The sequence below is a fragment of the Pseudomonas sp. P4_C1 genome, assembly GCF_056402155.1.
This window is the reverse complement of sequence record NZ_JBFUHY010000021.1, coordinates 1-22,003: the sequence shown is the minus strand read 5'-3', so window position 1 is coordinate 22,003 and position 22,003 is coordinate 1. Positions and strand designations below refer to the sequence as shown.

Genomic DNA, 22,003 nt, shown 5'->3' with positions numbered 1-22,003 from the left:
CTGCGTCCGCCAATGTAACCCTGTGGGCGCGAGCTTGCTCGCGATGAACGATGACGCGGTATCAGCCCAGCAAACGAATGGGTGAACCCGCCACCCAGGCCTGGATGTCCTCGATCATTTGCGAGAAAAACAGCTGGTAGTTCTGTTGGCTCACGTATCCGACATGGGGCGTTGCCAGCACGTTATCCAGGGTCCGAAACGGATGGTGGGCAGGGAGCGGTTCCTGCTCGAAGACATCCAGTGCGGCACCGGCCAGCCGTTGTTTCTGCAACGCCTTGATCAGCGCCGCTTCATCGACAATCGGTCCGCGAGCGGTGTTCACCAGCAGCGCCGTGGGCTTCATCCAGCCAAGTGCCTGTGCATCCACCAGGCCCCGACTGCGCTCACTGAGCACCAGGTGCACCGACAACACGTCAGCCTGTTCGAACAGTTCCTGCTTGCTGACATAGGTCACACCGACCTGCGCCGCACGTTCGGCGGTGAGGTTTTCACTCCAGGCGATCACGCGCATGCCGAACACCTGACCGAACTGTGCAATACGCTGACCGATGCTGCCCAGACCGAGGATGGCCAGGGTCTTGCCATGCAAGTCACCGCCCAGGCCTTGTTGCCACTGGCCGGCACGCAGGGCATTGGCCTCGACCACCAAATTGCGGGTTGCGGCCATGATCAACGCCCAGGTCAGTTCCGGCGCGGCGTGTTTGTAGCTGTCGGTGCCGCAGACCTGAATGCCCAGCGCGGCAGCGGCTTTCAGATCCAGGGCGGCGTTGCGCATACCGCCGGTCACCAGCAGTTTGAGCTTCGGCAGGCGGCGCAGCAGGTCTTCATCGAAACGGGTGCGCTCGCGCATCACGCAGATCACCTCGAACCCGGCCAGGCGCTCGGCCAGGGATGGGGTATCGGTGGGGTAGTCATGGAGAAAACTCACCTGGCCGACGCTGTCCAGCGCCGACYAGTCCACCACGTTCCGCGCCACATCCTGCCAATCATCAAGCACTGCAATTTGCACGGGCATCAGCCTTTCCTCTTCAACGCACGGGGTTGGTCTTGTTCAGCCAGGCGAGCAGGGCCTGGTGGAATTCTGCCGGTTCTTCCATCTGTGGCGCGTGGCCCATGCCAGGGAATTCCACCAGCGTGGACTGGGGAATCCGCTTGGCCACCTGTTTGCCGAGGACGTCGTAGTGCCCGAGCTTCGCCTTGACCTCGGGCGGGGCGATGTCACTGCCGATGGCGGTAGTGTCGGACGTACCAATCAACAGCAGGGTCGGCATCTTCAGGTTCTGGAATTCGTAGTACACCGGTTGGGTGAAGATCATGTCGTAGATCAGCGCTGAGTTCCACGCGACTTGCGTATGCCCCGGGCCTTTGTTCAGGCCGGCGAGCATGTCGACCCAGCGATCGAATTCCGGCTTCCAGCGGCCGCCGTAATAGGTGTTGCGCTCGTAGGTGCGGATCCCGTCGGCGCTGAGTTTGAGTTCGCGTTCGTACCATTGATCAACGGTGCGATAGGGCACACCGAGGGCTTTCCAGTCTTCCAGGCCAATGGGGTTGACCAGCGCCAGTTGTTCGACCTGTTCGGGGTATAGCAAGGCATAGCGGGTGGCGAGCATGCCGCCGGTGGAGTGCCCCAGCAGGGTGGCTTTCTGGATGCCCAGCGCCTTGAGCAATTGTTGAGTGTTCGTCGCCAGTTGCTGGAAGCTGTACTGATAGTGCGCCGGTTTACTGGAGGTGCAGAAACCGATCTGGTCCGGGGCGATGACCCGATAGCCGGCGTCGCTGAGGGCTTTGATCGAGGTGTCCCAGGTGGCGCCGCAGAAATTCTTGCCGTGCATCAACACCACGCTGCGACCATTGGCCTTGCCGTGGGCGGCGACGTCCATGTAACCCATTTGCAGGGATTGGCCCTGGGATTCAAAGGCGAAGTGCTTGAGGGTGTAGGGGTAGTCGAAACCTTGCAATTGGGGGCCATATGCCGGTCCTTCGGCGTGGGCGATGGCGGGCAGGGCGGCGGTCAGCAACAGGCTGGGTAACCAGCGGGTGAGGGGACGCGACATGGGAGAGCTCCATGGAAAATCCGCCGATGCTGGATCGGCTCGATTAGGGCGCTATTAAACACAGGCAATCGCCGCCCTCGATGGTTCAACCCATCCAGCCCAGGGTCGCCACGGCCAGCACGCCGTAGCGGGCGCCTTTGGCCAGGGTGACGATCAGCAGGAAGCGCCCCAGCGGTTCGCGCATGACCCCGGCGACCAGCGTCAGCGGATCGCCGATCACCGGCAGCCAGCTGAGCAGTAATGACCAGTGGCCGTAGCGTTGATAATGCAGCCGGGCTTTTTCCAGGTGTCGGGGGCCTACCGGAAACCAGCGCCGGTCGCGGAACCGCTCGATCCCGCGCCCCAGCCACCAGTTAAGCAGCGACCCCAGAACATTGCCGAATGTTGCCACTGCCAGCAGTGCCCAGAGCCAATACCGATCGCTGAGCAACAGGCCCACCAGCATGGCTTCGGATTGCAGCGGCAGCAGCGTGGCGGCACCGAATGCCGCGAAAAACAGCCCGAGATACGCGCCGGACATCAATGGGCGGGGTAATCCGCAACCACCACGTCAGTGCCGTCCTTTTTCAGGCCGATGACCTGATAGGCATCGTTCATGCCGTCCATTTCCATGCCGGGCGAACCCATGGGCATGCCGGGTGCGGCGATACCCAACAGATCGTCGCGCTTGCTCAGGGCCAGGACCTGGTCGGCCGGGACATGACCTTCGACGAATTTGCCGTTGATCAACGCGGTGTGGCACGACGCCAGGCGCGGCGGCACACCGTGCTGTTGCTTGAACTCACTCATGCTGGCTTCGACGTGGTCTTCGACCTTGAAGCCATTGGCCTCCAGGTGGCTGATCCATTTTTTGCAGCAACCACAATTGGCGTCGCGATGAACCTCGATCGGGATGAGGTCGGCGGCCTGGGCCAGGGAGGACATGAACAGGGCGCTCAGGGCGATCAGTCGCAAGTGGGTTCGCATGGGGAAACTCGTCTCGGCTCACGGGCAAAAAACGCATTCTGACCACTTTTCCGGGTCAGGTATTCTTGGAGTGTTTCGAATTACTACAGAGCTCGGCAGCTTCATCATCGTAGATCAACGCTGTCAGGCTGATGAGGGATGCATTACAAAATCGTCAGGTTGGAATGTTGCCCGGCCCGCCCGGTTCATCGAACGGGCCGGTGACCCTTAGCGGTCGAGCAGTTTCATGACTTCTTCCGGATAACGCAGGCCTGCGGTGGCATTCGCCGGAAAGATCGCTTCCAGCGCGTGCAGTTCTTCGGCGTTCAGCGTCACATCCAGAGCAGCCACGTTTTCTTCCAGATATTTACGTTGCTTGGTGCCCGGAATCGGAATCAGGTAATCACCCTGGGCCAGCACCCACGCCAGCGCCAGTTGTCCCGCCGTCACGCCTTTTTCTGCCGCCAGCGCTTGTACCTGTTGCACCAGCAGCAGGTTTTTAGCGAAGTTTTCGCCCTGGAAGCGCGGGCTGAAGCGACGATAATCGTCCGCCGCGAAATCATCCGGGCTTTTCAAAGCGCCGGTCAGAAAGCCTCGGCCCAACGGGCTATAGGGCACAAAGGCGACGCCCAGACGCTGGCAGGCCGCCAGGCAACCGTTTTCTTCCTGGTCACGGCTCCACAATGAATATTCACTTTGCAACGCACTGATCGGATGAACCTTGTGCGCCCGTTCCAGGGTCGCCACCGATGCCTCGCTCAATCCCAGGTAACGCACCTTGCCGGCACTGACCAGTTCGGCCATGGCGCCGACGGTTTCCTCGATAGCCACCTGTGGGTCGATTCGGTGCTGGTAATACAGGTCGAGGGTCTCCACGCCCAGGCGTTTCAAGCTGCCATCGATGGACTGGCGAATGTATTCCGGCCGACCGTTGACGCCCCGGGCGGTGGGGTTGGCCGGGTCGCGGACGATCCCGAACTTGCTGGCCAGGAACACTTGATCGCGCTTGCCGGCAATGGCCTTGCCAATCAGTTCTTCATTGGTGTGCGGGCCGTACATATCGGCGGTATCGAGCAGGTTGACGCCCAGTTCCAGCGCGCGATGCAGGGTGGCCGTGGCTTCGCGGGTATCCGTGCCGGTGGTGTAGAAGTCGGTCATGCCCATGCAGCCCAGGCCGATGGCCGACACCTGCGGACCGTTTTTTCCCAATTGACGTGTGTGCATGAAATCAGCTCCCTGTGAAGTGAGTCGCTATTGTTCGTCTCGACAGAAACTAGATAAACCGGCTAAATCGGCTATCACTATTCGTTAAATCTAAACAATCTGCCGGTGGAGCCAGCAATGGACCGTTTCAACGCCATGCGCGTCTTTACCCGAATCGTCGAGTTGGGTGGCTTTGCCAGGGCCGCCGACAGCCTGCAATTGCCCCGGGCCTCGGTGACCATCCTGATCAAGCAACTGGAGGCACATCTGGGGGTACAACTGCTGCAACGCACCACGCGGCAGATCAGCCTGACGCTCGACGGTGCGGCCTATTACCCGCGTTGCGTGCGCTTGCTGGCGGATCTTGAAGAGACTGAAGCGGTGTTCAGTGCTGCACGCCACAATCCCAAGGGGCTGTTGCGGGTGGACATGCCGGCGGGAGTGGGGCGCCTGGTAGTGATTCCGGCGCTGCCGCAATTCACGGCCCGCTATCCCTTGATCGAGCTGGAAATAGGTTTGAATGACCGGCCGGTGGACCTGATTCGCGAAGGTGTCGATTGTGTGTTGCGCGGAGGCTCGCCGCTGGACGATTCGCTGGTGGCACGGCCGCTGGTGATGATGGATCAGGTGACCTGTGCCAGTCCCGACTACCTGCAGCGGCACGGAACGCCCCATACCTTGGACGACCTGGACGGGCACCGGATGGTCGAGTACATCTCCAGCAACGCAAAACGCTATGGGCTGGAGTTTGTCGTGGATGGCCAGGTGCGGTCGGTCGATCTGCCCAAGCAGGTGGCGGTCAACAGTGCCGATGGTTATCTGGCAGCGTGCGAGGCCGGATATGGTCTGGTGCAGACGCCGTACTATCACGTGGCGCGGCAACTGCAGGAGGGACGCTTGTGTGAAGTGCTTGGAGAAGTGCCGCCACCGGGCATGCCGATGACGGCGCTTTATCCGCCGCACCGCCAGTTATCCCGGCGGGTGCGTGTGTTTGTCGATTGGCTGGTGGAGCTGTGTGCCCAGCCCGGCAATGACTTCTATCGAAAGGATTCAGGAGGTTGAATAGCTGTTAACGATGCTGGTAGTAACCCGGTCCGCCATGGTTATCGCCGCAATGAAGCTAAAACTCTTCATCGGCTGTAACATGAGACCCCGCTTGTAGTTGCTTATCCCCGAAACAGGGTAGGCACCTGGCATGCGTATCGATACAAACCGGATACATTTTCAGATTCAGGAACCCGCAATGACTCAGTCGCAACGTTTGAAATACTCGATTCTGATCTCCCTGGTGGTACTGGGGATCATGTTTGGCCTTTCCTGGTTGCAGAACACCGGCGTCATCAGCGAAAAAATGTTCCAGTACATCGCCATTGGCGTGGCGGTGATCGTGGTGGTCATCAATGGTGTGATGCGCCGCAAGGTCAAGCCCTGATCAGTCGATCAAGGGTTGCGCAGAATGGCGGCAGCCTGGGGATGCAGGCTGTAGCTTTTGTCGGGGTTGAGGACTATCACGCCTTCGCTGCACAAGCGCTTGAGCACTTCACGCACGCTCAGAAACGACAACGGAATGTCCAGGTCCAGCAATTGGCTGTGCACGCCACGCACGCCAAGGCTGCGGTCGTTTTCGGCGGCCGTCAGCAGGGCATCGATGACTTTCAGGCGGATCAGGCTGGTGCGCAGGCCAAAGCTTTTGAGCAGGATCCTGATCCGCTCGTTGCGGTGGCGATCGGTACGCGGCTCGAATACGCCGACTCCCATGGAAGTACCCTTTGGCGCATTGCTACCGTCCGTTGGCAGTTGCGAGTTGTACATTGCAAAACTCCTTTTCAGAGCCTGATCAGGAAAAAGTGGGCGCTCTTACAAGACTAGACGCATGAGCAGCGCAAATCATGAAGGCTCAAATGTAGAAAATTTGTCGCCATCGCGTGATCAACCCGTGAGTCCATGCGCCATTACGCGGTAAAACGCGCCGGGTCGAGGCGCAAGCCGTCACCGGGCTGGTCGGCGTTGCTGCCGACCAGTACCGAGCCTTCGATCAGATTGACCTTGACCTGGTCTTCATACATCCAGACGTTGAATTGGGTACCGGTCACGCGAATCCACAGTGCGCGTGAGGCGCGTGAAAAAGAGATCAAGACAAACACCGCTGTGCAGCGCAGATCCGCAGATCTGCGCGTTATTACGTCGGGATCAGGTGTCAGAGGTCGTGGCGACCGGCACCGGGTCCAGTTGCCGGCCCATTTCGCAGATCAGAAAGGCGATCGAGTCGGCATTGTGCAAAATGACATCGGCTCGGGATTTCGGATCCTGCACGTTTAAAAAAGCTTCCCGTGCCTTCTCCATGGTCTTGCTGCCAGTCAGCCGTAGAATGGCCTTGCCGACGTGATCAGAATCCGGAATCGAATCAAGGCTGACCCACTTTTTCAGTCCACTGTTCCAGCGTGCGAACAATTCTTCCTTGGGTGTTTCCATCGACATGGATAACGCACGGGCCTTGGGCATTCGTGATACGGATATACCTCATCGACCCTGAGCGAAAGGTTGACAGGTCGCTCGCCGCGCGTTGTTAATCGGCGGGTCTTTGTACGCTGTTGTTCCCTCCAATAATCAGTCTGGAGCTTCAGATGTCTGCGCCACACGATCACACGTCTACTGCGATCTCGTCACACCTGTCATTCGAAGCGCTGAGCGCTTTGCTCGAGAAGATTTTTCTGCGTCACGGCACGTCGGCCGACGTTGCCCGGGTGCTTGCGCAAAACTGCGCCAGTGCCGAGCGCGACGGCGCGCATAGTCACGGGGTATTCCGGATTCCGGGTTATGTTTCGACGCTGCAAAGCGGCTGGGTCAATGGCCAGGCCGTTCCGGTGGTCGAAGATGTGGCTTCAGGGTTTGTGCGGGTCGACGCCGCTAACGGCTTTGCGCAACCGGCCCTGGCGGCTGCACGTGAACTACTGGTGCAGAAGGCCCGAAGTGCCGGCATTGCGGTGCTGGCAATCCGTAACTCGCACCATTTCGCTGCCTTGTGGCCGGATGTCGAGCCCTTCGCCGATGAAGGCCTCGTGGCCTTGAGCGTGGTCAACAGCATGACTTGCGTGGTGCCCCACGGTGCCGACCGGCCGCTGTTCGGCACCAACCCGATTGCCTTCTCTGCGCCGCGGGCCGATGGCGCACCGATTGTCTTCGACCTGGCCACCAGTGCCATTGCCCATGGCGATGTGCAAATTGCCGCACGCGAGGGCAAACGCTTGCCGGCAGGGATGGGCGTGGACAGCCTCGGCCAGCCGACCACAGACCCGAAAGCGATTCTTGAGGGCGGCGCATTGCTGCCTTTTGGCGGGCACAAGGGCTCGGCATTGTCGATGATGGTCGAGTTGCTCGCGGCGGCACTGACTGGCGGCAATTTTTCCTTCGAATTCGACTGGAACAACCATCCCGGCGCCAAGACGCCCTGGACTGGCCAATTGCTTATCGTGATCGACCCGAGCAAATCGGCGGGGCAAAATTTTGCCGAGCGCAGCCAGGAACTGGTGCGGCAAATGCACGGTGTCGGCTTGAAGCGTTTGCCCGGTGACCGGCGTCACCATCAACGCGCCAAATCACAGGTCAATGGCATTGAGCTGGATGCGCAGACGCTGGCGAACTTGCGGGAGCTGGCGGGGGAGTGACGCTGTCAACAGGCGCTGTAGAACCTGTGGGAGCGAGCTTGCTCGCGATTACGTCAGCCTATTCAACACAGATGTTGACTGGACTGTCGCCATCGCGAGCAAGCTCGCTCCCACAGGGGGCTTCATGGCTGGCGGATTGCGCGTTTATCGCTGGCCCAGCAGCAACCCGACGACCAGACCGAACCCGACGCAAATGGCCACGGTTTGCCATGGATGCCCACCAATTATTTTGCCGGGGAAGGCCATCTTGCTGAAAAACCGACGCAGGACATTTCGTCCTACAGTGTAAGATGTCGCCTATTTTACGCAGCAGGAAATTCCCATGAGCTTCAATCTGGCCGACAAACCCCTCGCCGAGCGCGCTGCGCTTGAAGACGAGAAATCCCGTCTGTTCGAACTCTGGCAAAACAACCTCGGCAAAGCCAAGGGCGAGGCCGCGCGGTTGTTCGGCGAGCGGGCCAAGCGCAAAGGCAAGTGGGCTGAATGGGTACGTGCCGAGCTGGACGGTATGTCGCCCCCGGAATTCGCCAACATGGTGCGCAGTGAAGTCAATCGCCTGATGGCGGCCAACAAGTAACATCGGTCGTCACGTGAAACTCGCGACAATCGCCTCGCGCACTTTCAACACCACCGGGTCGAGCTGGGTACTGGTGCGCCAGCCCAGTTCGATCGGGTAACGCGGCAACGCCAGGGGGCAGGGCAGCAGCGCCAGTCCGCTGAGCGTTGCGATGCTTCGGGCGGCATGGGCCGGAATGGTCGCCACGGCCCGGCTGCCTTTGAGCAAATGCGGCAACGCGGCAAAATGCGTAGTCGAGGCGCACACCCGTCGGCTCAGTCCCAGCGCCGCCAATCCTTCATCGGTAATCCCGATAAAACCGCCGGACGACACCAGAATGTGTTCGCGGGCCACAAACTCCTCAAGACTGATGCTCTGCTGGCCCTCGACCAGGCTCGACGGGTCCGCCAGGCACAAATAACCACCTTCCCCCAGCACCTGACGGCTGAGCAGCCGCTCGGCAAACCCGCCCGCGGTAATAGCCAGGTCAATGCTGCGCTCCAGCAACGCCTGGGCGACGATCTGGCTGTGGGTCTGGCGGAAAATCAGCCGCAACTTCGGCGCACTGCGGGCGATTTCTTCGATCAGCCGCCGGCCGTAGGCAATCTCGAAATCATCTGACATTCCCACAGTGACCGAGCGACCTTCGTACTGTTGCGCGGCCGGATCGACCATCGCCAGGCTCTGCCGGCATTTGTTCAGGGCATCGCTGACCACCGGTTTGAGCTGATTGGCCTTGAGCGAGGGGGCCAGGCCTCGTCCGGTGCGCACGAACAGTTGATCGCCATACACCTCGCGCAACCGACGCAAGGCCGCGCTGACTGCCGATTGCGTCACGCCCAGGCGCAAGGCGGCACGGCTGGCGCTGGACTCTTCGTGCAGCGCTTCGAAGACTTTGAGCAGGTTGAGGTCGATGTCGGTGATATTCATTTGGCTCATATCATTCAGCAGTGAATCGGTCTTTATTGATGATCATGTGACGCCGGAGAATGAGCAACCCCTGATGCGAATGGAGTTTTCGAAATGCCCAAGTCAATCGTTGCGGCCCTGCAAATCGGCGCCTTGCCCGGTGGCAAGGCGCAAACCCTGGAACTGATCCTGTCCTATGAAAACGCGATCATCGAATCCGGCGCCGGGTTGGTGGTGATGCCCGAAGCGCTGCTGGGTGGTTATCCCAAAGGCGAGGGCTTTGGCACGCAGCTGGGCTATCGCCTGCCGGAAGGGCGCGAAGCCTTTGCCCGCTATTTCGCCAATGCCATTGACGTGCCCGGTGTCGAAACCGAGGCGCTGGTGGGGCTGTCCGCACGCACGGGGGCCAATCTGGTGATCGGCGTGATCGAGCGCGCCGGCAGCACCTTGTACTGCACCGCGCTGTACTTCGATCCGCAGGCCGGGCTGCTGGCCAAACACCGCAAGCTGATGCCCACCGGTACCGAACGGCTGATCTGGGGCAAGGGCGATGGCTCGACCTTGCCGGTGATCGACAGCCAGGTCGGGCGCGTCGGCGCGCTGGTGTGCTGGGAAAACATGATGCCGCTGCTGCGCACGGCGATGTACGGCAAGGGCGTGGAGGTATGGTGCGCGCCGACCGTGGACGAACGGGAGATGTGGCAAGTCAGCATGCGCCACATTGCCCATGAGGGGCGTTGCTTCGTGGTCAGCGCCTGCCAGGTCCAGGCATCGCCGCAAGCCCAGGGCCTGGACATCGCCAACTGGCCGGCGGATCGGCCGTTGATTGCCGGCGGCAGCGTGATCGTCGGTCCCATGGGCGACATCCTCGCCGGACCTCTGCGCGACAGCGCCGGTCTGCTCACTGCACAAATCGACACCGACGACCTGGTACGCGCCCGTTATGACTTTGACGTGGTCGGCCACTACGCCCGCCCGGATGTGTTCGAGCTGACCGTGGACGAGCGCGCCAAACCCGGGGTGCACTTCATCGCTTGATGCCCTGCGGGCTTTGGCCAAAGCAGTCAGACAACTTGATAGCTTTGACCATTGCCCGGCACCCCGCGCAGAGCGAGTATTTCCCTGTTGATTACGGTTCCCCCCAACCTAATAAAAAACACAGAGGGATTCTGGCAATGCGCGATTACTTGTCTGCTACTTCTCAGTTCAATTATCAGCACACCGTCGATGCCGCACTCGCAGGCGATCTGACGGCCCTCAACGCCTGTGTCGAATGCTGTGACCGGCATGCCTTGCCGGGTCGCATCGCGCTGTTCTGGGAAGGCCGCGACGGCAGCAGCGCGGCTTACACCTTCACCGAACTGCAGGACAAGGCCGCGCGTTTCGCCAATTTCCTGCAGGCCCAGGGCGTGAAGAAAGGCGACAAGGTGGCCGGCCTGTTGCCACGCAATATCGAATTGTTGATCACCGTGTTCGCCACCTGGCGCATCGGCGCGGTGTATCAACCGCTGTTTACCGCGTTCGGTCCCAAAGCCATCGAGCACCGTCTGAGCAGCTCTGGCGCCAAAGTGGTGGTGACCGATGCAGTGAACCGGCCGAAACTGGCCGAAGTCGCCGATTGCCCGACCACGGTGACCGTCACCGGCCCCAAAGGGCAGGGCCTGGTTCGCGGCGATTTCAGTTTCTGGGCCGAACTGGCCAACTATTCCGCCGACTGCGAGCCGGTGCTGCTGACCGGGGAAGATCCGTTCCTGCTGATGTTCACCTCGGGCACCACCGGCCCGTCGAAAGCACTGTCGGTGCCGCTCAAGGCCATCGTTGCGTTCCAGAGCTACACCCGCGATGCGGTGGATCTGCGCCCGGAAGACGCGTTCTGGAACGTCGCCGATCCGGGTTGGGCCTACGGCATTTATTTCGGTGTCACGGGACCCATGTCCATGGGGCATCCGATCACCTTTTACGATGGCCCGTTCACCCTCGAAAGCACCTGCCGGGTGATCAACAAGTACGGGATTACCAACCTCACCGGTTCGCCGACGGCCTACCGTTTGCTGATTGCCGGCGGCGATGAATTCGCCAAATCGATCAAGGGCAAGCTGCGCATAGTCAGCAGCGCAGGCGAGCCGCTGAACCCGGAAGTGATCCGCTGGTTCGCCGACAACCTCGACGTCATGATCCACGACCATTACGGCCAGACCGAACTGGGCATGGTGCTCTGTAACCACCACGGCCTTGAGCACCCGATTCACATGGGCGCCGCCGGTTTTGCCTCGCCGGGCCACCGCATCGTGGTGCTGGACGACGAGTACAAGGAACTCGGCGTTGGCCAGCCGGGCATCCTGGCCATCGACCGCAGCCAATCGCCGATGTGCTGGTTCGCCGGCTACGAAGGCGGGCCGACCAAGGCCTTTGTCGGTAACTATTACCTGAGTGGCGACACCGTCGAGTGGAACCCGGACGGCAGCATCAGCTTCGTCGGTCGCAGCGATGACGTGATCACCACCTCCGGCTACCGGGTCGGTCCGTTCGACGTGGAAAGTGCCCTGATCGAACACCCGGCCGTGGTCGAGGCCGCGGTGGTCGGCAAACCCGATCCGGAGCGCACCGAGCTGGTCAAGGCGTTCGTCGTGCTCAGCCCGCAATACCGCGCCGCCCCCGAGTTGGCCGAAGAGCTGCGCCAACACGTGCGCAAGCGTCTGGCGGCGCACTCGTACCCCCGTGAAATCGAATTTGTCAGCGAATTGCCGAAAACCCCAAGCGGCAAATTGCAGCGCTTTATCTTGCGCAACCAGGAAATCGCCAAGGCTCAAGAGGCCGCGGCGAAGAACGTTCCAGCTTGAATCCAGGGAAACAATGATGCAGATCGAGAACAAGATTTTTATCGTCACCGGTGGCGCTTCCGGCCTCGGTGCAGCTACTGCCGAGGTGTTGGTTGCCGCTGGCGCGAAAGTGATGCTGGTGGACATGAACGCCGAAGCCGTTGCAGCCCAGGCCCAGCGCCTTGGCGCGCACAGCGTGGTGGCGGACATCAGCAACGAAGCGGCGGCCGAAGCGGCCGTGCAGGCGACGGTCAAGGCCTTCGGCGGCCTCAATGGTCTGGTCAACTGCGCCGGCATCGTGCGTGGCGAGAAGATTCTCGGCAAGAACGGTCCACACGCGCTGGACAGTTTCAGCCAGGTGATCAACGTTAACCTGATCGGCAGTTTCAACATGCTGCGCCTCGCGGCAGCGGCGATTGCCGAGACCGAAGCGGATGCCGATGGCGAGCGCGGCGTGATCATCAACACCGCTTCTGCGGCGGCTTACGACGGCCAGATTGGCCAGGCGGCTTACTCGGCGTCCAAGGGCGCGATTGTCAGCCTCACCTTGCCGGCGGCCCGAGAACTGGCGCGCTTCGGCATCCGTGTCATGACGATCGCCCCCGGCATCTTCGAAACGCCGATGATGGCTGGCATGACCCAGGAAGTCCGCGATTCCCTGGCCGCCGGCGTGCCGTTCCCGCCACGCCTGGGCAAACCGGCCGAGTACGCAGGGCTGGTCAGGCATATCATTGAAAACAGCATGCTCAATGGCGAGGTGATCCGTCTCGACGGTGCCTTGCGCATGGCCGCCAAATAAGGAGGATTTGTCATGACAATGTCCAATGATCCGATTGTAATCGTCAGCGCCGTCCGTACCCCGATGGGTGGTTTTCAGGGCGATCTGAAAAGCCTGACGGCGCCGCAACTTGGCGCTGCAGCCATCAAGGCTGCGGTTGAACGCGCCGGGGTCGCCAGTGATTCCATCGACGAAGTGCTGTTCGGCTGCGTACTGCCTGCGGGGCAGGGCCAGGCGCCCGCGCGTCAAGCGGCGCTGGGTGCGGGGCTGGATAAATCGACCCGCTGCACCACCCTGAACAAGATGTGCGGTTCGGGCATGGAAGCGACGATCCTGGCCCACGACATGTTGGTGGCGGGCAGTGCCGACATCGTGGTCGCCGGTGGCATGGAAAGCATGTCCAACGCGCCCTACCTGCTGGACCGTGCCCGTGCCGGCTACCGCATGGGCCATGGCCGGGTGCAGGACTCGATGTTCCTCGACGGCCTCGAAGACGCCTACGACAAGGGCCGCCTGATGGGCACCTTCGCCGAAGACTGCGCCGAAACCAACAGCTTCAGCCGTGAAGCCCAGGACGCGTTCGCCATCGCCTCGACCACCCGCGCCCAACAGGCGATCAAGGACGGCAGCTTCAAGGCCGAAATCGTCCCGCTCACCGTGACAGTTGGCAAAGAGCAAGTGGTGATCAGCAAYGATGAGCAGCCGCCAAAAGCCAAACTGGACAAGATCGCTTCGCTGAAGCCGGCGTTTCGTGAAGGCGGTACGGTGACGGCGGCCAACTCCAGTTCGATCTCCGACGGTGCGGCCGCGCTGGTGCTGATGCGCCAGTCCCAGGCACAGAAGCAAGGCCTGAAACCCTTGGCGGTGATTCATGGCCACGCCGCGTTCGCCGACACCCCGGGTCTGTTTCCAGTGGCGCCAATTGGCGCAATCAAGAAGTTGATGAAGAAAACCGGCTGGTCGCTCAATGACGTCGATCTGGTGGAAGTCAACGAAGCCTTCGCCGTGGTCGGCATGGCGGCGATGACTCATCTGGAAATCCCCCACGAGAAACTCAACGTGCACGGCGGCGCTTGCGCCCTCGGTCACCCGATCGGGGCGTCCGGTGCGCGGATTATCGTGACCCTGCTCTCGGCCCTGCGCCAGAAAGGCTTGAAGCGTGGCGTCGCGGCGATTTGCATCGGCGGCGGTGAAGCGACGGCCATGGCCGTGGAATGCCTCTACTGACTACGCAGTCCCTTGTAGGAGCGAGCCTGCTCGCGATGGGCGTTAACGATGACGCGGGGTGCCTGGAGGAACGCGGTGCCCTGACGTTCTTCGCGAGCAGGCTCGCTCCTACAGGGGGCAATTAAACTTCAAGGATTCACCATGATCCCCAATGACGACCAACAACAGATCCGCGACATGGCCCGGGACTTTGCCCAGGAACGGCTGAAACCCTTCGCCGCCGAGTGGGACCGCGAGCATCGCTTTCCCAAGGAAGCCATCGGCGAGATGGCCGGGCTGGGCTTCTTCGGCATGCTGGTGCCGGAGCAGTGGGGCGGATGCGACACCGGTTACCTGGCCTACGCCATGGCCCTGGAAGAAATCGCTGCCGGCGATGGCGCCTGCTCGACCATCATGAGCGTGCACAACTCCGTGGGTTGTGTGCCGATCCTCAAGTACGGCAACGACGATCAGAAGGAGCGCTTCCTCAAACCGCTGGCCAGCGGTGCGATGCTCGGCGCGTTCGCCCTGACCGAACCCCAGGCTGGTTCCGACGCCAGTGGCCTGAAAACCCGTGCGCGCCTGGAAGGCGATCACTACGTGCTCAACGGCTGCAAGCAGTTCATCACCTCCGGGCAGAATGCCGGGGTGGTGATCGTGTTTGCCGTGACAGATCCGAGCGCTGGCAAGCGTGGCATCAGCGCGTTTATCGTGCCGACCGATTCGCCGGGCTACACCGTTGCGCGGGTCGAAGACAAACTCGGTCAGCATGCGTCCGACACCTGCCAGATTCTCTTCGAAAACGTGAAGGTGCCGGTGGCCAACCGTTTGGGCGAGGAGGGCGAAGGCTACAGGATTGCCCTGGCCAACCTTGAAGGCGGTCGCGTCGGCATCGCTTCGCAATCGGTGGGCATGGCCCGCGCTGCTTTCGAAGCAGCTCGTGACTACGCCCGTGAGCGTGAGAGTTTCGGCAAGCCAATCATCGAGCACCAGGCCGTGGCGTTTCGCCTGGCGGACATGGCGACCCAGATCGCCGTGGCGCGGCAAATGGTGCATTACGCCGCCGCCCTGCGTGACAGTGGCAAACCGGCTTTGGTCGAGGCTTCGATGGCCAAGTTGTTCGCCTCGGAAATGGCCGAGAAGGTATGCTCCTCGGCGCTGCAAACCCTCGGCGGTTATGGTTACCTCAACGACTTCCCGCTGGAGCGGATCTACCGCGACGTGCGGGTCTGCCAGATCTACGAAGGCACCAGCGATATTCAGCGCATGGTCATTTCGCGCAATTTATAAGAAGGAGTCCCCTGTGAGCTATGAAACGATTTTGCTGGAAACCCACGKCCGCGTGGGCCTGATTACCCTCAACCGGCCACAAGCGCTGAACGCGTTGAACGCACAGATTGTCAGCGAACTGAACCAGGCCCTCGATGGCTTCGAGGCTGACTCGAACATCGGCTGCATCGTCCTGACCGGATCGAAAAAAGCCTTCGCCGCCGGTGCCGATATCAAGGAAATGGCCGAGCTGACCTATCCGCAGATCTACATCGACGACCTGTTCAGCGACAGCGACCGCGTGGCCAACCGCCGCAAGCCGATCATCGCGGCGGTCAACGGTTTCGCCCTGGGTGGCGGCTGTGAGCTGGCGCTGATGTGCGACTTCATTCTGGCCGGCGACAACGCCAGATTCGGCCAGCCGGAAATCAACCTCGGCGTGCTGCCGGGCATGGGCGGCACCCAGCGCCTGACCCGTGCGGTGGGCAAGGCCAAGGCCATGGAAATGTGCCTGAGCGGCCGCTTGATCGATGCCGTGGAAGCGGAGCGTTGCGGGATTGTCGCGCGTATCGTGCCGAGCGATGAGTTGCTGGATGAAGCGCTGAAAGTCGCGGCATTGATCGCCAAGAAGTCGCTGCCGATTGCGATGATGGTCAAGGAAAGCGTCAACCGTGCCTTTGAAGTGAGCCTGGCCGAAGGCGTGCGCTTTGAGCGTCGAGTGTTCCATGCGGCGTTTGCGACGCAGGATCAGAAGGAAGGGATGGCGGCGTTTATTGCCAAGCGCGAGGCTGAGTTCCAAGGCAAGTGATGCGGCGTTACTGCTGACGCTATCGCGAGCAAGCTCGCTCCCACATTGGATCTCAGTGTTTACACGATCCCTTGTAGGAGCGAGCCTGCTCGCGAAAAACCTGAGGGCACCGGGTTGATTCAGGTGCCCCGCGTCATCGTTGACCTCCATCGCGAGCGAGCTCGCTCCTACAGGGCTTCACACCAGATAGTTCTTCAGTTCGCGGGCAATCACCATCCGCTGAATCTCGCTGGACCCTTCGTAGATCTGCGTGATCCGCGCATCCCGATAGTACTTCTCCACCGGATAGTCTTCCAGGTACCCATACCCGCCATGAATCTGAATGGCGGACGAGCAGACCTTTTCCGCCATTTCCGAAGCAAACAGCTTGGCCTGTGAGGCCTCCGACAGGCAGGGTTTGCCGGCCGTGCGCAGGCGCGCGGCGTGCAGGATCATCAGTCGCGCCGCGTTGAGTTGCATGTGCATGTCGGCCAGCAAATTGGCGATGCTCTGGTGTTCATTGATCGTCTTGCCAAACTGTACCCGATCACGGGAGTAGGCCAGCGCCGCTTCGAACGCCGCGCGAGCGATGCCGAGTGCTTGAGCTGCGATGCCGATTCGCCCGCCTTCGAGGTTGGACAAGGCGATGGCCAGACCCTTGCCGCGTTCGCCCAGCAGATTGGCTTCGGGAATGGTGCAGTCGTTCAGGGTCACCGCGCAGGTGTCGGAAGCACGGATGCCCATCTTGTGTTCGGTGCGATCGACGATAAAACCGGCGGTGTCGGTGGGTACCAGGAACGCCGAGATGCCACGCTTGCCCAGGTCCGGATCGGTCACGGCAAATACAATTGCGAGCTTGGCGCGCTTGCCGTTGCTGACGAATTGCTTGGCGCCGTTGATCACCCACTGGCCGTCGCGCAGTTCGGCACGGGTGCGCAGGTTGTGTGCCTCGGAACCGGCCTGGGGTTCGGTCAGGCAGAAGCAGCCGATAACCTTTCCGCTGGCCAGGTCCGCCAGCCAGGTCTGTTTCTGTTCTTCGCTGCCGTAGTTGAGTACCGGCCCACAGCCCACGGAGTTGTGGATGCTCATGAAAGCGCCGGTAGCACCGTCGCCGGCGGAAATCTCTTCTACCGCCAGGGCGTAGGCGACGTAGTCGACATAGGTGCCACCCCATTCCTCGGGCACAACCATGCCCAACAAGCCGAGTTCGCCCATCTTCGCCACCAGACCGTCGTCGATCCAGCCGGCCTTTTCCCAGGCCTGGGCATGGGGCGCGATTTCGCCGCGGGCAAAATCCCGGGCCATGTCGCGGATCATGACTTGTTCTTCGCTCAATTCGATATCGTGCATGGCTCAGCTCTCGCTCTGGTCAAACCCGCTGAAGAAGCTCGCCACGTGTTCGGCGTCCAGCGCCTGGAGGGTGGGCGGGTTCCAACGGGGTGTCTTGTCTTTGTCGATCAGCAAGGCGCGCACGCCTTCGATCAGGTCGCCGCGCTCGAACCACTGGCGGTCCAGATGCAGCTCAAGGGCGAAGCATTGTTCAAGGGGCAGCTCGCGTCCGCGACGGAGCATTTCCAGGGTCACGGCCATGGCCAGCGGCGAGCGGGTTTCCAGCAGGTTGGCGGTGGTGACGGCCCACTCATGGCTGTCGGCGACCGTGACCTGACGCAGTTGCTCCACAATACTCGGCACATCGGGTAGGGCGAAGAAGTGGTCGATGGCCGGGCGCAAAGTCGCCAGTGGCGCATCAGGCAGTTGCTGCACCGCGAATTTCGCCAACAGGCCTTGCAGGTCCTTGAGCGGCGTGTCGTGCCATTCGAGCTGGTCAAGTTTCTCGTCCAGGGCGCCCAGTTTGTCGCTTTCCAGGTACCAGTCCGCCAGCCCGCAATACAGCGCATCGGCGGCGCGAATCTGTGCGCCGCTGACGCCGAGGTAAATTCCCAGTTCACCGGGAATGCGCGCCAGGAAGTAGCTGCCGCCGACGTCGGGGAAGTAGCCAATGCCGACTTCCGGCATCGCCAGACGGCTTTTTTCAGTGACCACGCGCAAGTCTGCGCCTTGCACCAGACCCATGCCGCCGCCGAGGACAAAACCGTCCATCAGGGCCAGCACCGGTTTGCGGTAATGGTGGATCGCGAGGTCGAGGGCGTATTCCTCGACGAAGAAATCTTCGTGCAGGGTGTCGCCGCTTTTGAAACTGTCATACAGCGAGCGTATGTCGCCGCCGGCGCAGAAGGCTTTTTCCCCGGCACCGCGCAGGACCACGGCATGCACTCGCGAATCCTGGGCCCAGGCGTCGAGCTGGCGGTGCAGGCTGCGCACCATGTCCAGGGTCAGGGCGTTGAGGCCGGCGGGGCGGTTGAGGGTCAGGTGACCAATGTGGTTGCGAACCTCGGCCAGCACTTCGTTTTGCATGGCCTCCATGGGCAGCGCCCCCTTCGATGAAACCTGAGCAGTCATCACTAACTCCCTGCTTTTATTGTTCTTTATCGAGATGCTCGCGCGCGAGCGATGACGGATCGTATCAGTGCAAATTTGCCTTGTACAACCCGGATAAGTGCAGGTTATCTGTGCATTTTTGCATGTCTGTGTCCGGTACTGTTACAGCGTAGACCACGACGTATTCAGGCAAACGCCGCGAGCAGGTCCTCTTCGAATGCCTTCTGCGCATCGCCGGCCACCTGTGCCCGGTGCCGGGCCAGATGAAACGCGACATCGAAACTCATGTCGCCGCGACGCACGGCCCTGAGCAGACCTTTGTCTTCCCAGCCACGGGCAAAGTGGCTGGGCAAATAACCCACATGCTTGCCGGAAAGGATGAAGGCGAGGGTGCCTTCGACCTGTTCGGAGCGCGCCGAACACCGCTTGCCCTGAAAGGGTTCGTCACTGCGCAGGAAACGGTAGGGGTGATCGACCCGGTCGCTGGCCTGCAGGTCCTGATCGATCGGGTTCGTGTTGGTGAACAGTGGATGGCCGGGGGCGCAATACAGGTGCTGGGTTTCAATGAACAGTTCGCGGTAGTCAAACGCACTTTGTACTTGCGAGAAGTAGCCGATGGCCAGGTCCAGCCGCTGTTGCAGCAGCAGGCGTTCCATCTCGCCGGGCATGGCGCTGATCAGCTCGATACGCACCGACTCGTCCCGCTCACGGAAGCGCCGGATTGCTTCGGCCACCCGTTGCAGCACCGATTGATCCAGGGCTTCGGACAGGCCCAGACGCACTTCGCCGATCAGGCGTCCGGCCACGCCGTTGGATTGATGACGGAAGGCTTCGATGGACTCGAACAGTCCACGGGTGGCGCTGAGCAATTGCTCGCCCTTGGGAGTGATCTTGAATCCGCCCTTGCCGCGACTGCACAAGCGATAGCCAAGGCGGGTTTCCAGTTTGGCCATTTGCTGGCTGATGCTCGACTGGCTCAACCCCAACTCGCCCTGGGCTGCGCTGAAGCCGCCGCACTCCACCACGCTGACGAACAGCCGCAATAATTGCAGATCCAGATCATGCAGTTGGCCGAGCATCAAACATTACTCCGTCATAAAGTCAGGTTAATTAACTTGATATTTTACCAATGTATCCAACGACGCATCCTGCAACCACTTCCTCTGGTCAGGTGTTCGTCATGGCTCCCATGTTCAAGCTGTGTTTACCCGCGCTGTTGCTCGTCGTTGCCGCTTCGGCCCAGGCCGAGGACAAGGTGGTCAATCTGTACAGTTGGGCCGATTACGTCGCCCCCGAAACCCTGCAACGGTTCGAGCAGGAGACGGGCATCCATGTGCGCTACGACACCTTCGATGCGCCGGAGATACTGGAAACCAAGCTGCTCACCGGTGGCAGCGGGTACGACGTGGTCGTCCCGTCGTCCAGTGTACTGGCGCGCGGCCTGGCGGCAGGTGCGCTCAAGGCCATCCCCCATGAGGGCCTGAAGGGCTACGCCAATCTTGATCCCGACCTGTTGGAAAAGATGGCCGCGGTCGATCCCGGTAATCGCTATGGCGTGCCCTATACCTGGGGCACCCTGGGGCTCGGGATGAATGTCGAGGAGGTGAACAAACGCCTGCCGAATGTACCGCTCAACAGCCTGGACCTGCTGTTCAAACCGGAATACGCCAGCAAGCTGAAGGACTGTGGCATCGCGGTCATTGATTCACCACAGGAAGTGATCGGCCTGGCCTTGCATTATCTGGGCAAGGATCCGTACAGCACCGACAAGATTGATCTCGACGCGGCCCAAACGTTATTGCATCAGTTGCAACCCTCGGTGCTTTACGTCGCCAGCGGGCGGCAGATCAACGATCTGGCCAATGGCAGCATCTGCCTTGCGCTGACCTACAACGGTGACGCCAGCATGGCCGCCGACCAGGCACGCAAGGCCAACAAGCCCTATGAAATCGCCTACCGGATTCCCAGGGAAGGCACCATCGTGTGGCAGGACAACCTGGCGATCCCCAAGGACGCGCCACACCCCGAGGCTGCCCGCCAGTTCATCGAATTCATGTYGCGCCCCGAGTCCGTCGCGGCGCTGACCAACACGCTATTTTTTGCCACCGCCAACCAGGCCGCCACGCCGCTGGTGGATGAGGCAGTGCGCACAGATCCGGACATTTACCCACCCGCCGATGTGCGTGACCGGCTTTACGCCGACCGCAGCATGAGCCTCAAGGACATGCGCCAGCGCACCCGCTTGTGGACCACTTTCCGTAGCCGCCAATAAGAAAAGAGAAGGAGCCTTCAATGGACGTTCCGATGCAGAACGATCAAGCTATCACCCGTGACAGCCTTTACGGCACGGCCGCCGAAAGTACCTACGGTGGCATCACCAGTTTCATGCGCCGGCGCTACAGCCGCGACTTGCGCGGGGTCGATGTGGCGGTCAGTGGTGTGCCGTTCGATACGGCCACCAGCAACCGCCCCGGCGCACGCTTCGGACCACGTGGCATTCGTGCGGCCTCGACCGGAATTGCCTGGGAACGGCACTGGCCATGGACCTTCGACCCGTTCGATCACCTGGCGGTGATCGACTACGGCGATTGCGACTTCGATTTCGGCTCGCCGCAGTCGACACCGGAATGCATCGAGGCCCACGCTGAACGCATCCTCAATGCCGGCACGGCGATGCTGACTTTTGGTGGCGACCATTTCATCACCTATCCGCTGCTCAAGGCCCATGCCCGCAAGCACGGGGCGTTGTCGCTGATCCACTTCGACGCCCACAGCGACACCTGGCCGGACGAAGAGGGCAAGCGCATCGATCACGGCACCATGTTCTGGCACGCGGCCAGGGAAGGGCTGGTGGACCCGTCACGCTCGGTACAAATCGGCTTGCGCACCACCAACGATGATCATCAAGGCTTTCAAGTGCTCGACGCGCGGCAGGTGCATCGCCGTGGCTGCGAAGCGATTGTCGAGGCCATTCGCGCGCGGGTCGGCGACAACCCGGTGTACTTGACCTTCGACATCGACTGCCTCGATCCGGCCTTCGCTCCGGGCACCGGAACACCGGTGTGCGGCGGCCTGAGCACGGTGCAGGCGCTGGAGATTCTCGGCGGTCTGCGCGGGATCAATCTGGTGGGCATGGACGTGGTGGAAGTGGCCCCGGCCTATGACAGCGCGGAGATTACGTCACTGGCGGCGGCGACGCTGGCGATGGAGATGCTGTGTCTGTATRCGGCCAAACACAAGGTCGATATGTAGTACACAAACCCTGTGGGAGCGAGCTTGCTCGCGATGGCGGTCTTGCATTCAACATCTCTGTTGGCTGGCATGGCCTCATCGYGAGCAAGCTCGCTCCCACAGGTTTGATGGGTGTCAGGCC

Annotated in this window: 23 protein-coding genes and 3 pseudogenes; 12 read left to right on the top strand and 14 right to left on the bottom strand. The window is 61.2% G+C overall.

Annotated features, from left to right (window positions below; genetic code table 11):
* Positions 1-61 precede the first annotated feature (61 nt).
* From AC1DU9_RS14760 to AC1DU9_RS14740, 5 genes are all read right to left on the bottom strand, one after another.
* Positions 62-1,015: a D-2-hydroxyacid dehydrogenase family protein gene (locus tag AC1DU9_RS14760; protein ID WP_477810409.1), complete on the bottom strand. Its 954-nt coding sequence runs from the start codon at positions 1,013-1,015 to the stop codon at positions 62-64.
* A 13-nt stretch (positions 1,016-1,028) separates the two neighbouring features.
* A complete protein-coding gene (locus AC1DU9_RS14755) occupies positions 1,029-2,054 on the bottom strand; it encodes an alpha/beta fold hydrolase (protein WP_457265973.1) in 1,026 nt (341 codons plus the stop codon).
* Between the two features lie 85 nt (positions 2,055-2,139).
* Complete coding sequence (locus AC1DU9_RS14750) at positions 2,140-2,574, bottom strand: YqaA family protein (protein WP_457265974.1); 435 nt, start codon at positions 2,572-2,574, stop codon at positions 2,140-2,142.
* Entirely contained in the window at positions 2,574-3,020 is a 447-nt protein-coding gene (locus AC1DU9_RS14745; protein ID WP_223463109.1) for a DUF411 domain-containing protein, read from the bottom strand. Before AC1DU9_RS14745 ends, AC1DU9_RS14750 begins: the two co-directional genes overlap by 1 nt.
* Before the next feature lie 207 nt (positions 3,021-3,227).
* A complete protein-coding gene (locus tag AC1DU9_RS14740) occupies positions 3,228-4,223 on the bottom strand; it encodes an aldo/keto reductase (protein ID WP_223463110.1) in 996 nt (331 codons plus the stop codon).
* Positions 4,224-4,340: 117 nt separating this feature from the next.
* On the opposite strand from AC1DU9_RS14740, the gene AC1DU9_RS14735 reads away from it, so the two are divergent.
* On the top strand, positions 4,341-5,264 hold the full coding sequence (locus tag AC1DU9_RS14735; protein ID WP_477810408.1) for a LysR family transcriptional regulator: 924 nt from the start codon (positions 4,341-4,343) through the stop codon (positions 5,262-5,264).
* A 181-nt stretch (positions 5,265-5,445) separates the two neighbouring features.
* A complete protein-coding gene (locus AC1DU9_RS14730; protein WP_007970993.1) occupies positions 5,446-5,634 on the top strand; it encodes a hypothetical protein in 189 nt (62 codons plus the stop codon).
* 8 nt (positions 5,635-5,642) lie between these two features.
* On the opposite strand, the gene AC1DU9_RS14725 is transcribed toward AC1DU9_RS14730, so the two are convergent.
* The 3 genes and pseudogenes from AC1DU9_RS14725 to AC1DU9_RS14715 all read right to left on the bottom strand — a co-directional run bounded on the left by AC1DU9_RS14725 (position 5,643) and on the right by AC1DU9_RS14715 (position 6,704).
* Positions 5,643-6,014 carry a fe2+ zn2+ uptake regulation protein gene (locus AC1DU9_RS14725; protein ID WP_477810407.1) on the bottom strand — a complete coding sequence of 124 codons (372 nt, stop codon included), beginning with the start codon at positions 6,012-6,014 and terminating at the stop codon, positions 5,643-5,645.
* Between the two features lie 155 nt (positions 6,015-6,169).
* A pseudogene (locus AC1DU9_RS14720) lies at positions 6,170-6,301 on the bottom strand (peptide ABC transporter substrate-binding protein); the annotation flags it as partial.
* A gap of 91 nt (positions 6,302-6,392) precedes the next feature.
* Complete coding sequence (locus tag AC1DU9_RS14715) at positions 6,393-6,704, bottom strand: hypothetical protein (RefSeq protein ID WP_223463113.1); 312 nt, start codon at positions 6,702-6,704, stop codon at positions 6,393-6,395.
* Positions 6,705-6,826: 122 nt separating this feature from the next.
* On the opposite strand from AC1DU9_RS14715, the gene AC1DU9_RS14710 reads away from it, so the two are divergent.
* Positions 6,827-7,867 carry an Ldh family oxidoreductase gene (locus AC1DU9_RS14710; RefSeq protein ID WP_223463114.1) on the top strand — a complete coding sequence of 347 codons (1,041 nt, stop codon included), beginning with the start codon at positions 6,827-6,829 and terminating at the stop codon, positions 7,865-7,867.
* Between the two features lie 144 nt (positions 7,868-8,011).
* Here the strand turns inward: AC1DU9_RS14710 and AC1DU9_RS14705 are convergent.
* Positions 8,012-8,092, bottom strand: a pseudogene (locus tag AC1DU9_RS14705) (glycine zipper domain-containing protein); the annotation flags it as partial.
* Between the two features lie 97 nt (positions 8,093-8,189).
* On the opposite strand from AC1DU9_RS14705, the gene AC1DU9_RS14700 reads away from it, so the two are divergent.
* The gene (locus AC1DU9_RS14700) at positions 8,190-8,444 is read left to right on the top strand and encodes a hypothetical protein (RefSeq protein WP_057400121.1); all 255 of its coding nucleotides are present in this window, start codon (positions 8,190-8,192) and stop codon (positions 8,442-8,444) included.
* Between the two features lie 9 nt (positions 8,445-8,453).
* Here the strand turns inward: AC1DU9_RS14700 and AC1DU9_RS14695 are convergent, their stop codons facing one another.
* Positions 8,454-9,362, bottom strand: coding sequence for a LysR family transcriptional regulator (locus AC1DU9_RS14695; RefSeq protein WP_477810406.1), 909 nt, complete (start codon positions 9,360-9,362; stop codon positions 8,454-8,456).
* Between the two features lie 84 nt (positions 9,363-9,446).
* Between AC1DU9_RS14695 and AC1DU9_RS14690 the strand changes: the two genes are divergently transcribed.
* The 6 genes from AC1DU9_RS14690 (at position 9,447) to AC1DU9_RS14665 (ending at position 16,212) form a co-directional block, all read left to right on the top strand.
* The gene (locus AC1DU9_RS14690; RefSeq protein ID WP_477810405.1) at positions 9,447-10,370 is read left to right on the top strand and encodes a carbon-nitrogen hydrolase family protein; all 924 of its coding nucleotides are present in this window, start codon (positions 9,447-9,449) and stop codon (positions 10,368-10,370) included.
* A gap of 137 nt (positions 10,371-10,507) precedes the next feature.
* Positions 10,508-12,172, top strand: a complete 1,665-nt coding sequence (locus AC1DU9_RS14685; RefSeq protein WP_223463889.1) for an AMP-binding protein — start codon at positions 10,508-10,510, stop codon at positions 12,170-12,172.
* A 16-nt stretch (positions 12,173-12,188) separates the two neighbouring features.
* Positions 12,189-12,950 carry an SDR family NAD(P)-dependent oxidoreductase gene (locus AC1DU9_RS14680; RefSeq protein ID WP_223463890.1) on the top strand — a complete coding sequence of 254 codons (762 nt, stop codon included), beginning with the start codon at positions 12,189-12,191 and terminating at the stop codon, positions 12,948-12,950.
* A gap of 12 nt (positions 12,951-12,962) precedes the next feature.
* On the top strand, positions 12,963-14,156 hold the full coding sequence (locus tag AC1DU9_RS14675; RefSeq protein WP_223463891.1) for an acetyl-CoA C-acyltransferase: 1,194 nt from the start codon (positions 12,963-12,965) through the stop codon (positions 14,154-14,156).
* A gap of 141 nt (positions 14,157-14,297) precedes the next feature.
* Positions 14,298-15,425, top strand: a complete 1,128-nt coding sequence (locus AC1DU9_RS14670) for an acyl-CoA dehydrogenase (RefSeq protein ID WP_223463892.1) — start codon at positions 14,298-14,300, stop codon at positions 15,423-15,425.
* A gap of 13 nt (positions 15,426-15,438) precedes the next feature.
* Positions 15,439-16,212, top strand: a complete 774-nt coding sequence (locus AC1DU9_RS14665; RefSeq protein WP_477810404.1) for an enoyl-CoA hydratase — start codon at positions 15,439-15,441, stop codon at positions 16,210-16,212.
* Positions 16,213-16,284: 72 nt separating this feature from the next.
* Here AC1DU9_RS14665 and AC1DU9_RS14660 read toward each other — a convergent pair.
* The 4 genes and pseudogenes from AC1DU9_RS14660 to AC1DU9_RS14645 all read right to left on the bottom strand — a co-directional run.
* A pseudogene (locus AC1DU9_RS14660) lies at positions 16,285-16,362 on the bottom strand (outer membrane lipoprotein carrier protein LolA); the annotation flags it as partial.
* Between the two features lie 27 nt (positions 16,363-16,389).
* Positions 16,390-17,541: an acyl-CoA dehydrogenase family protein gene (locus tag AC1DU9_RS14655; RefSeq protein ID WP_108217480.1), complete on the bottom strand. Its 1,152-nt coding sequence runs from the start codon at positions 17,539-17,541 to the stop codon at positions 16,390-16,392.
* A 3-nt stretch (positions 17,542-17,544) separates the two neighbouring features.
* Positions 17,545-18,651, bottom strand: coding sequence for an enoyl-CoA hydratase/isomerase family protein (locus AC1DU9_RS14650; protein ID WP_223463893.1), 1,107 nt, complete (start codon positions 18,649-18,651; stop codon positions 17,545-17,547).
* Positions 18,652-18,815: 164 nt separating this feature from the next.
* A complete protein-coding gene (locus tag AC1DU9_RS14645) occupies positions 18,816-19,709 on the bottom strand; it encodes a LysR family transcriptional regulator (RefSeq protein ID WP_223463894.1) in 894 nt (297 codons plus the stop codon).
* A gap of 101 nt (positions 19,710-19,810) precedes the next feature.
* Here AC1DU9_RS14645 and AC1DU9_RS14640 point away from each other — a divergent pair, with 101 nt between their 5' ends.
* Together AC1DU9_RS14640 and speB are read left to right on the top strand one after the other, a co-directional pair.
* Positions 19,811-20,902, top strand: a complete 1,092-nt coding sequence (locus AC1DU9_RS14640; protein WP_477810403.1) for a polyamine ABC transporter substrate-binding protein — start codon at positions 19,811-19,813, stop codon at positions 20,900-20,902.
* A 20-nt stretch (positions 20,903-20,922) separates the two neighbouring features.
* The gene (gene speB, locus AC1DU9_RS14635; RefSeq protein WP_477810402.1) at positions 20,923-21,882 is read left to right on the top strand and encodes an agmatinase; all 960 of its coding nucleotides are present in this window, start codon (positions 20,923-20,925) and stop codon (positions 21,880-21,882) included.
* Positions 21,883-22,003: the final 121 nt, after the last annotated feature.

Bases quoted from the DNA above. Each gene is read 5' to 3' on its own strand.
- AC1DU9_RS14755 (WP_457265973.1), bottom strand. From the start codon at position 2,054: ATGTCGCGTCCCCTCACCCGCTGGTTACCCAGCCTGTTGCTGACCGCC.
- AC1DU9_RS14750 (WP_457265974.1), bottom strand. From the start codon at position 2,574: ATGTCCGGCGCGTATCTCGGGCTGTTTTTCGCGGCATTCGGTGCCGCC.
- AC1DU9_RS14745 (WP_223463109.1), bottom strand. From the start codon at position 3,020: ATGCGAACCCACTTGCGACTGATCGCCCTGAGCGCCCTGTTCATGTCC.
- AC1DU9_RS14740 (WP_223463110.1), bottom strand. From the start codon at position 4,223: ATGCACACACGTCAATTGGGAAAAAACGGTCCGCAGGTGTCGGCCATC.
- AC1DU9_RS14735 (WP_477810408.1), top strand. From the start codon at position 4,341: ATGGACCGTTTCAACGCCATGCGCGTCTTTACCCGAATCGTCGAGTTG.
- AC1DU9_RS14730 (WP_007970993.1), top strand. From the start codon at position 5,446: ATGACTCAGTCGCAACGTTTGAAATACTCGATTCTGATCTCCCTGGTG.
- AC1DU9_RS14725 (WP_477810407.1), bottom strand. From the start codon at position 6,014: ATGTACAACTCGCAACTGCCAACGGACGGTAGCAATGCGCCAAAGGGT.
- AC1DU9_RS14715 (WP_223463113.1), bottom strand. From the start codon at position 6,704: ATGCCCAAGGCCCGTGCGTTATCCATGTCGATGGAAACACCCAAGGAA.
- AC1DU9_RS14710 (WP_223463114.1), top strand. From the start codon at position 6,827: ATGTCTGCGCCACACGATCACACGTCTACTGCGATCTCGTCACACCTG.
- AC1DU9_RS14700 (WP_057400121.1), top strand. From the start codon at position 8,190: ATGAGCTTCAATCTGGCCGACAAACCCCTCGCCGAGCGCGCTGCGCTT.
- AC1DU9_RS14695 (WP_477810406.1), bottom strand. From the start codon at position 9,362: ATGAGCCAAATGAATATCACCGACATCGACCTCAACCTGCTCAAAGTC.
- AC1DU9_RS14690 (WP_477810405.1), top strand. From the start codon at position 9,447: ATGCCCAAGTCAATCGTTGCGGCCCTGCAAATCGGCGCCTTGCCCGGT.
- AC1DU9_RS14685 (WP_223463889.1), top strand. From the start codon at position 10,508: ATGCGCGATTACTTGTCTGCTACTTCTCAGTTCAATTATCAGCACACC.
- AC1DU9_RS14680 (WP_223463890.1), top strand. From the start codon at position 12,189: ATGCAGATCGAGAACAAGATTTTTATCGTCACCGGTGGCGCTTCCGGC.
- AC1DU9_RS14670 (WP_223463892.1), top strand. From the start codon at position 14,298: ATGATCCCCAATGACGACCAACAACAGATCCGCGACATGGCCCGGGAC.
- AC1DU9_RS14655 (WP_108217480.1), bottom strand. From the start codon at position 17,541: ATGCACGATATCGAATTGAGCGAAGAACAAGTCATGATCCGCGACATG.
- AC1DU9_RS14650 (WP_223463893.1), bottom strand. From the start codon at position 18,651: ATGACTGCTCAGGTTTCATCGAAGGGGGCGCTGCCCATGGAGGCCATG.
- AC1DU9_RS14645 (WP_223463894.1), bottom strand. From the start codon at position 19,709: ATGCTCGGCCAACTGCATGATCTGGATCTGCAATTATTGCGGCTGTTC.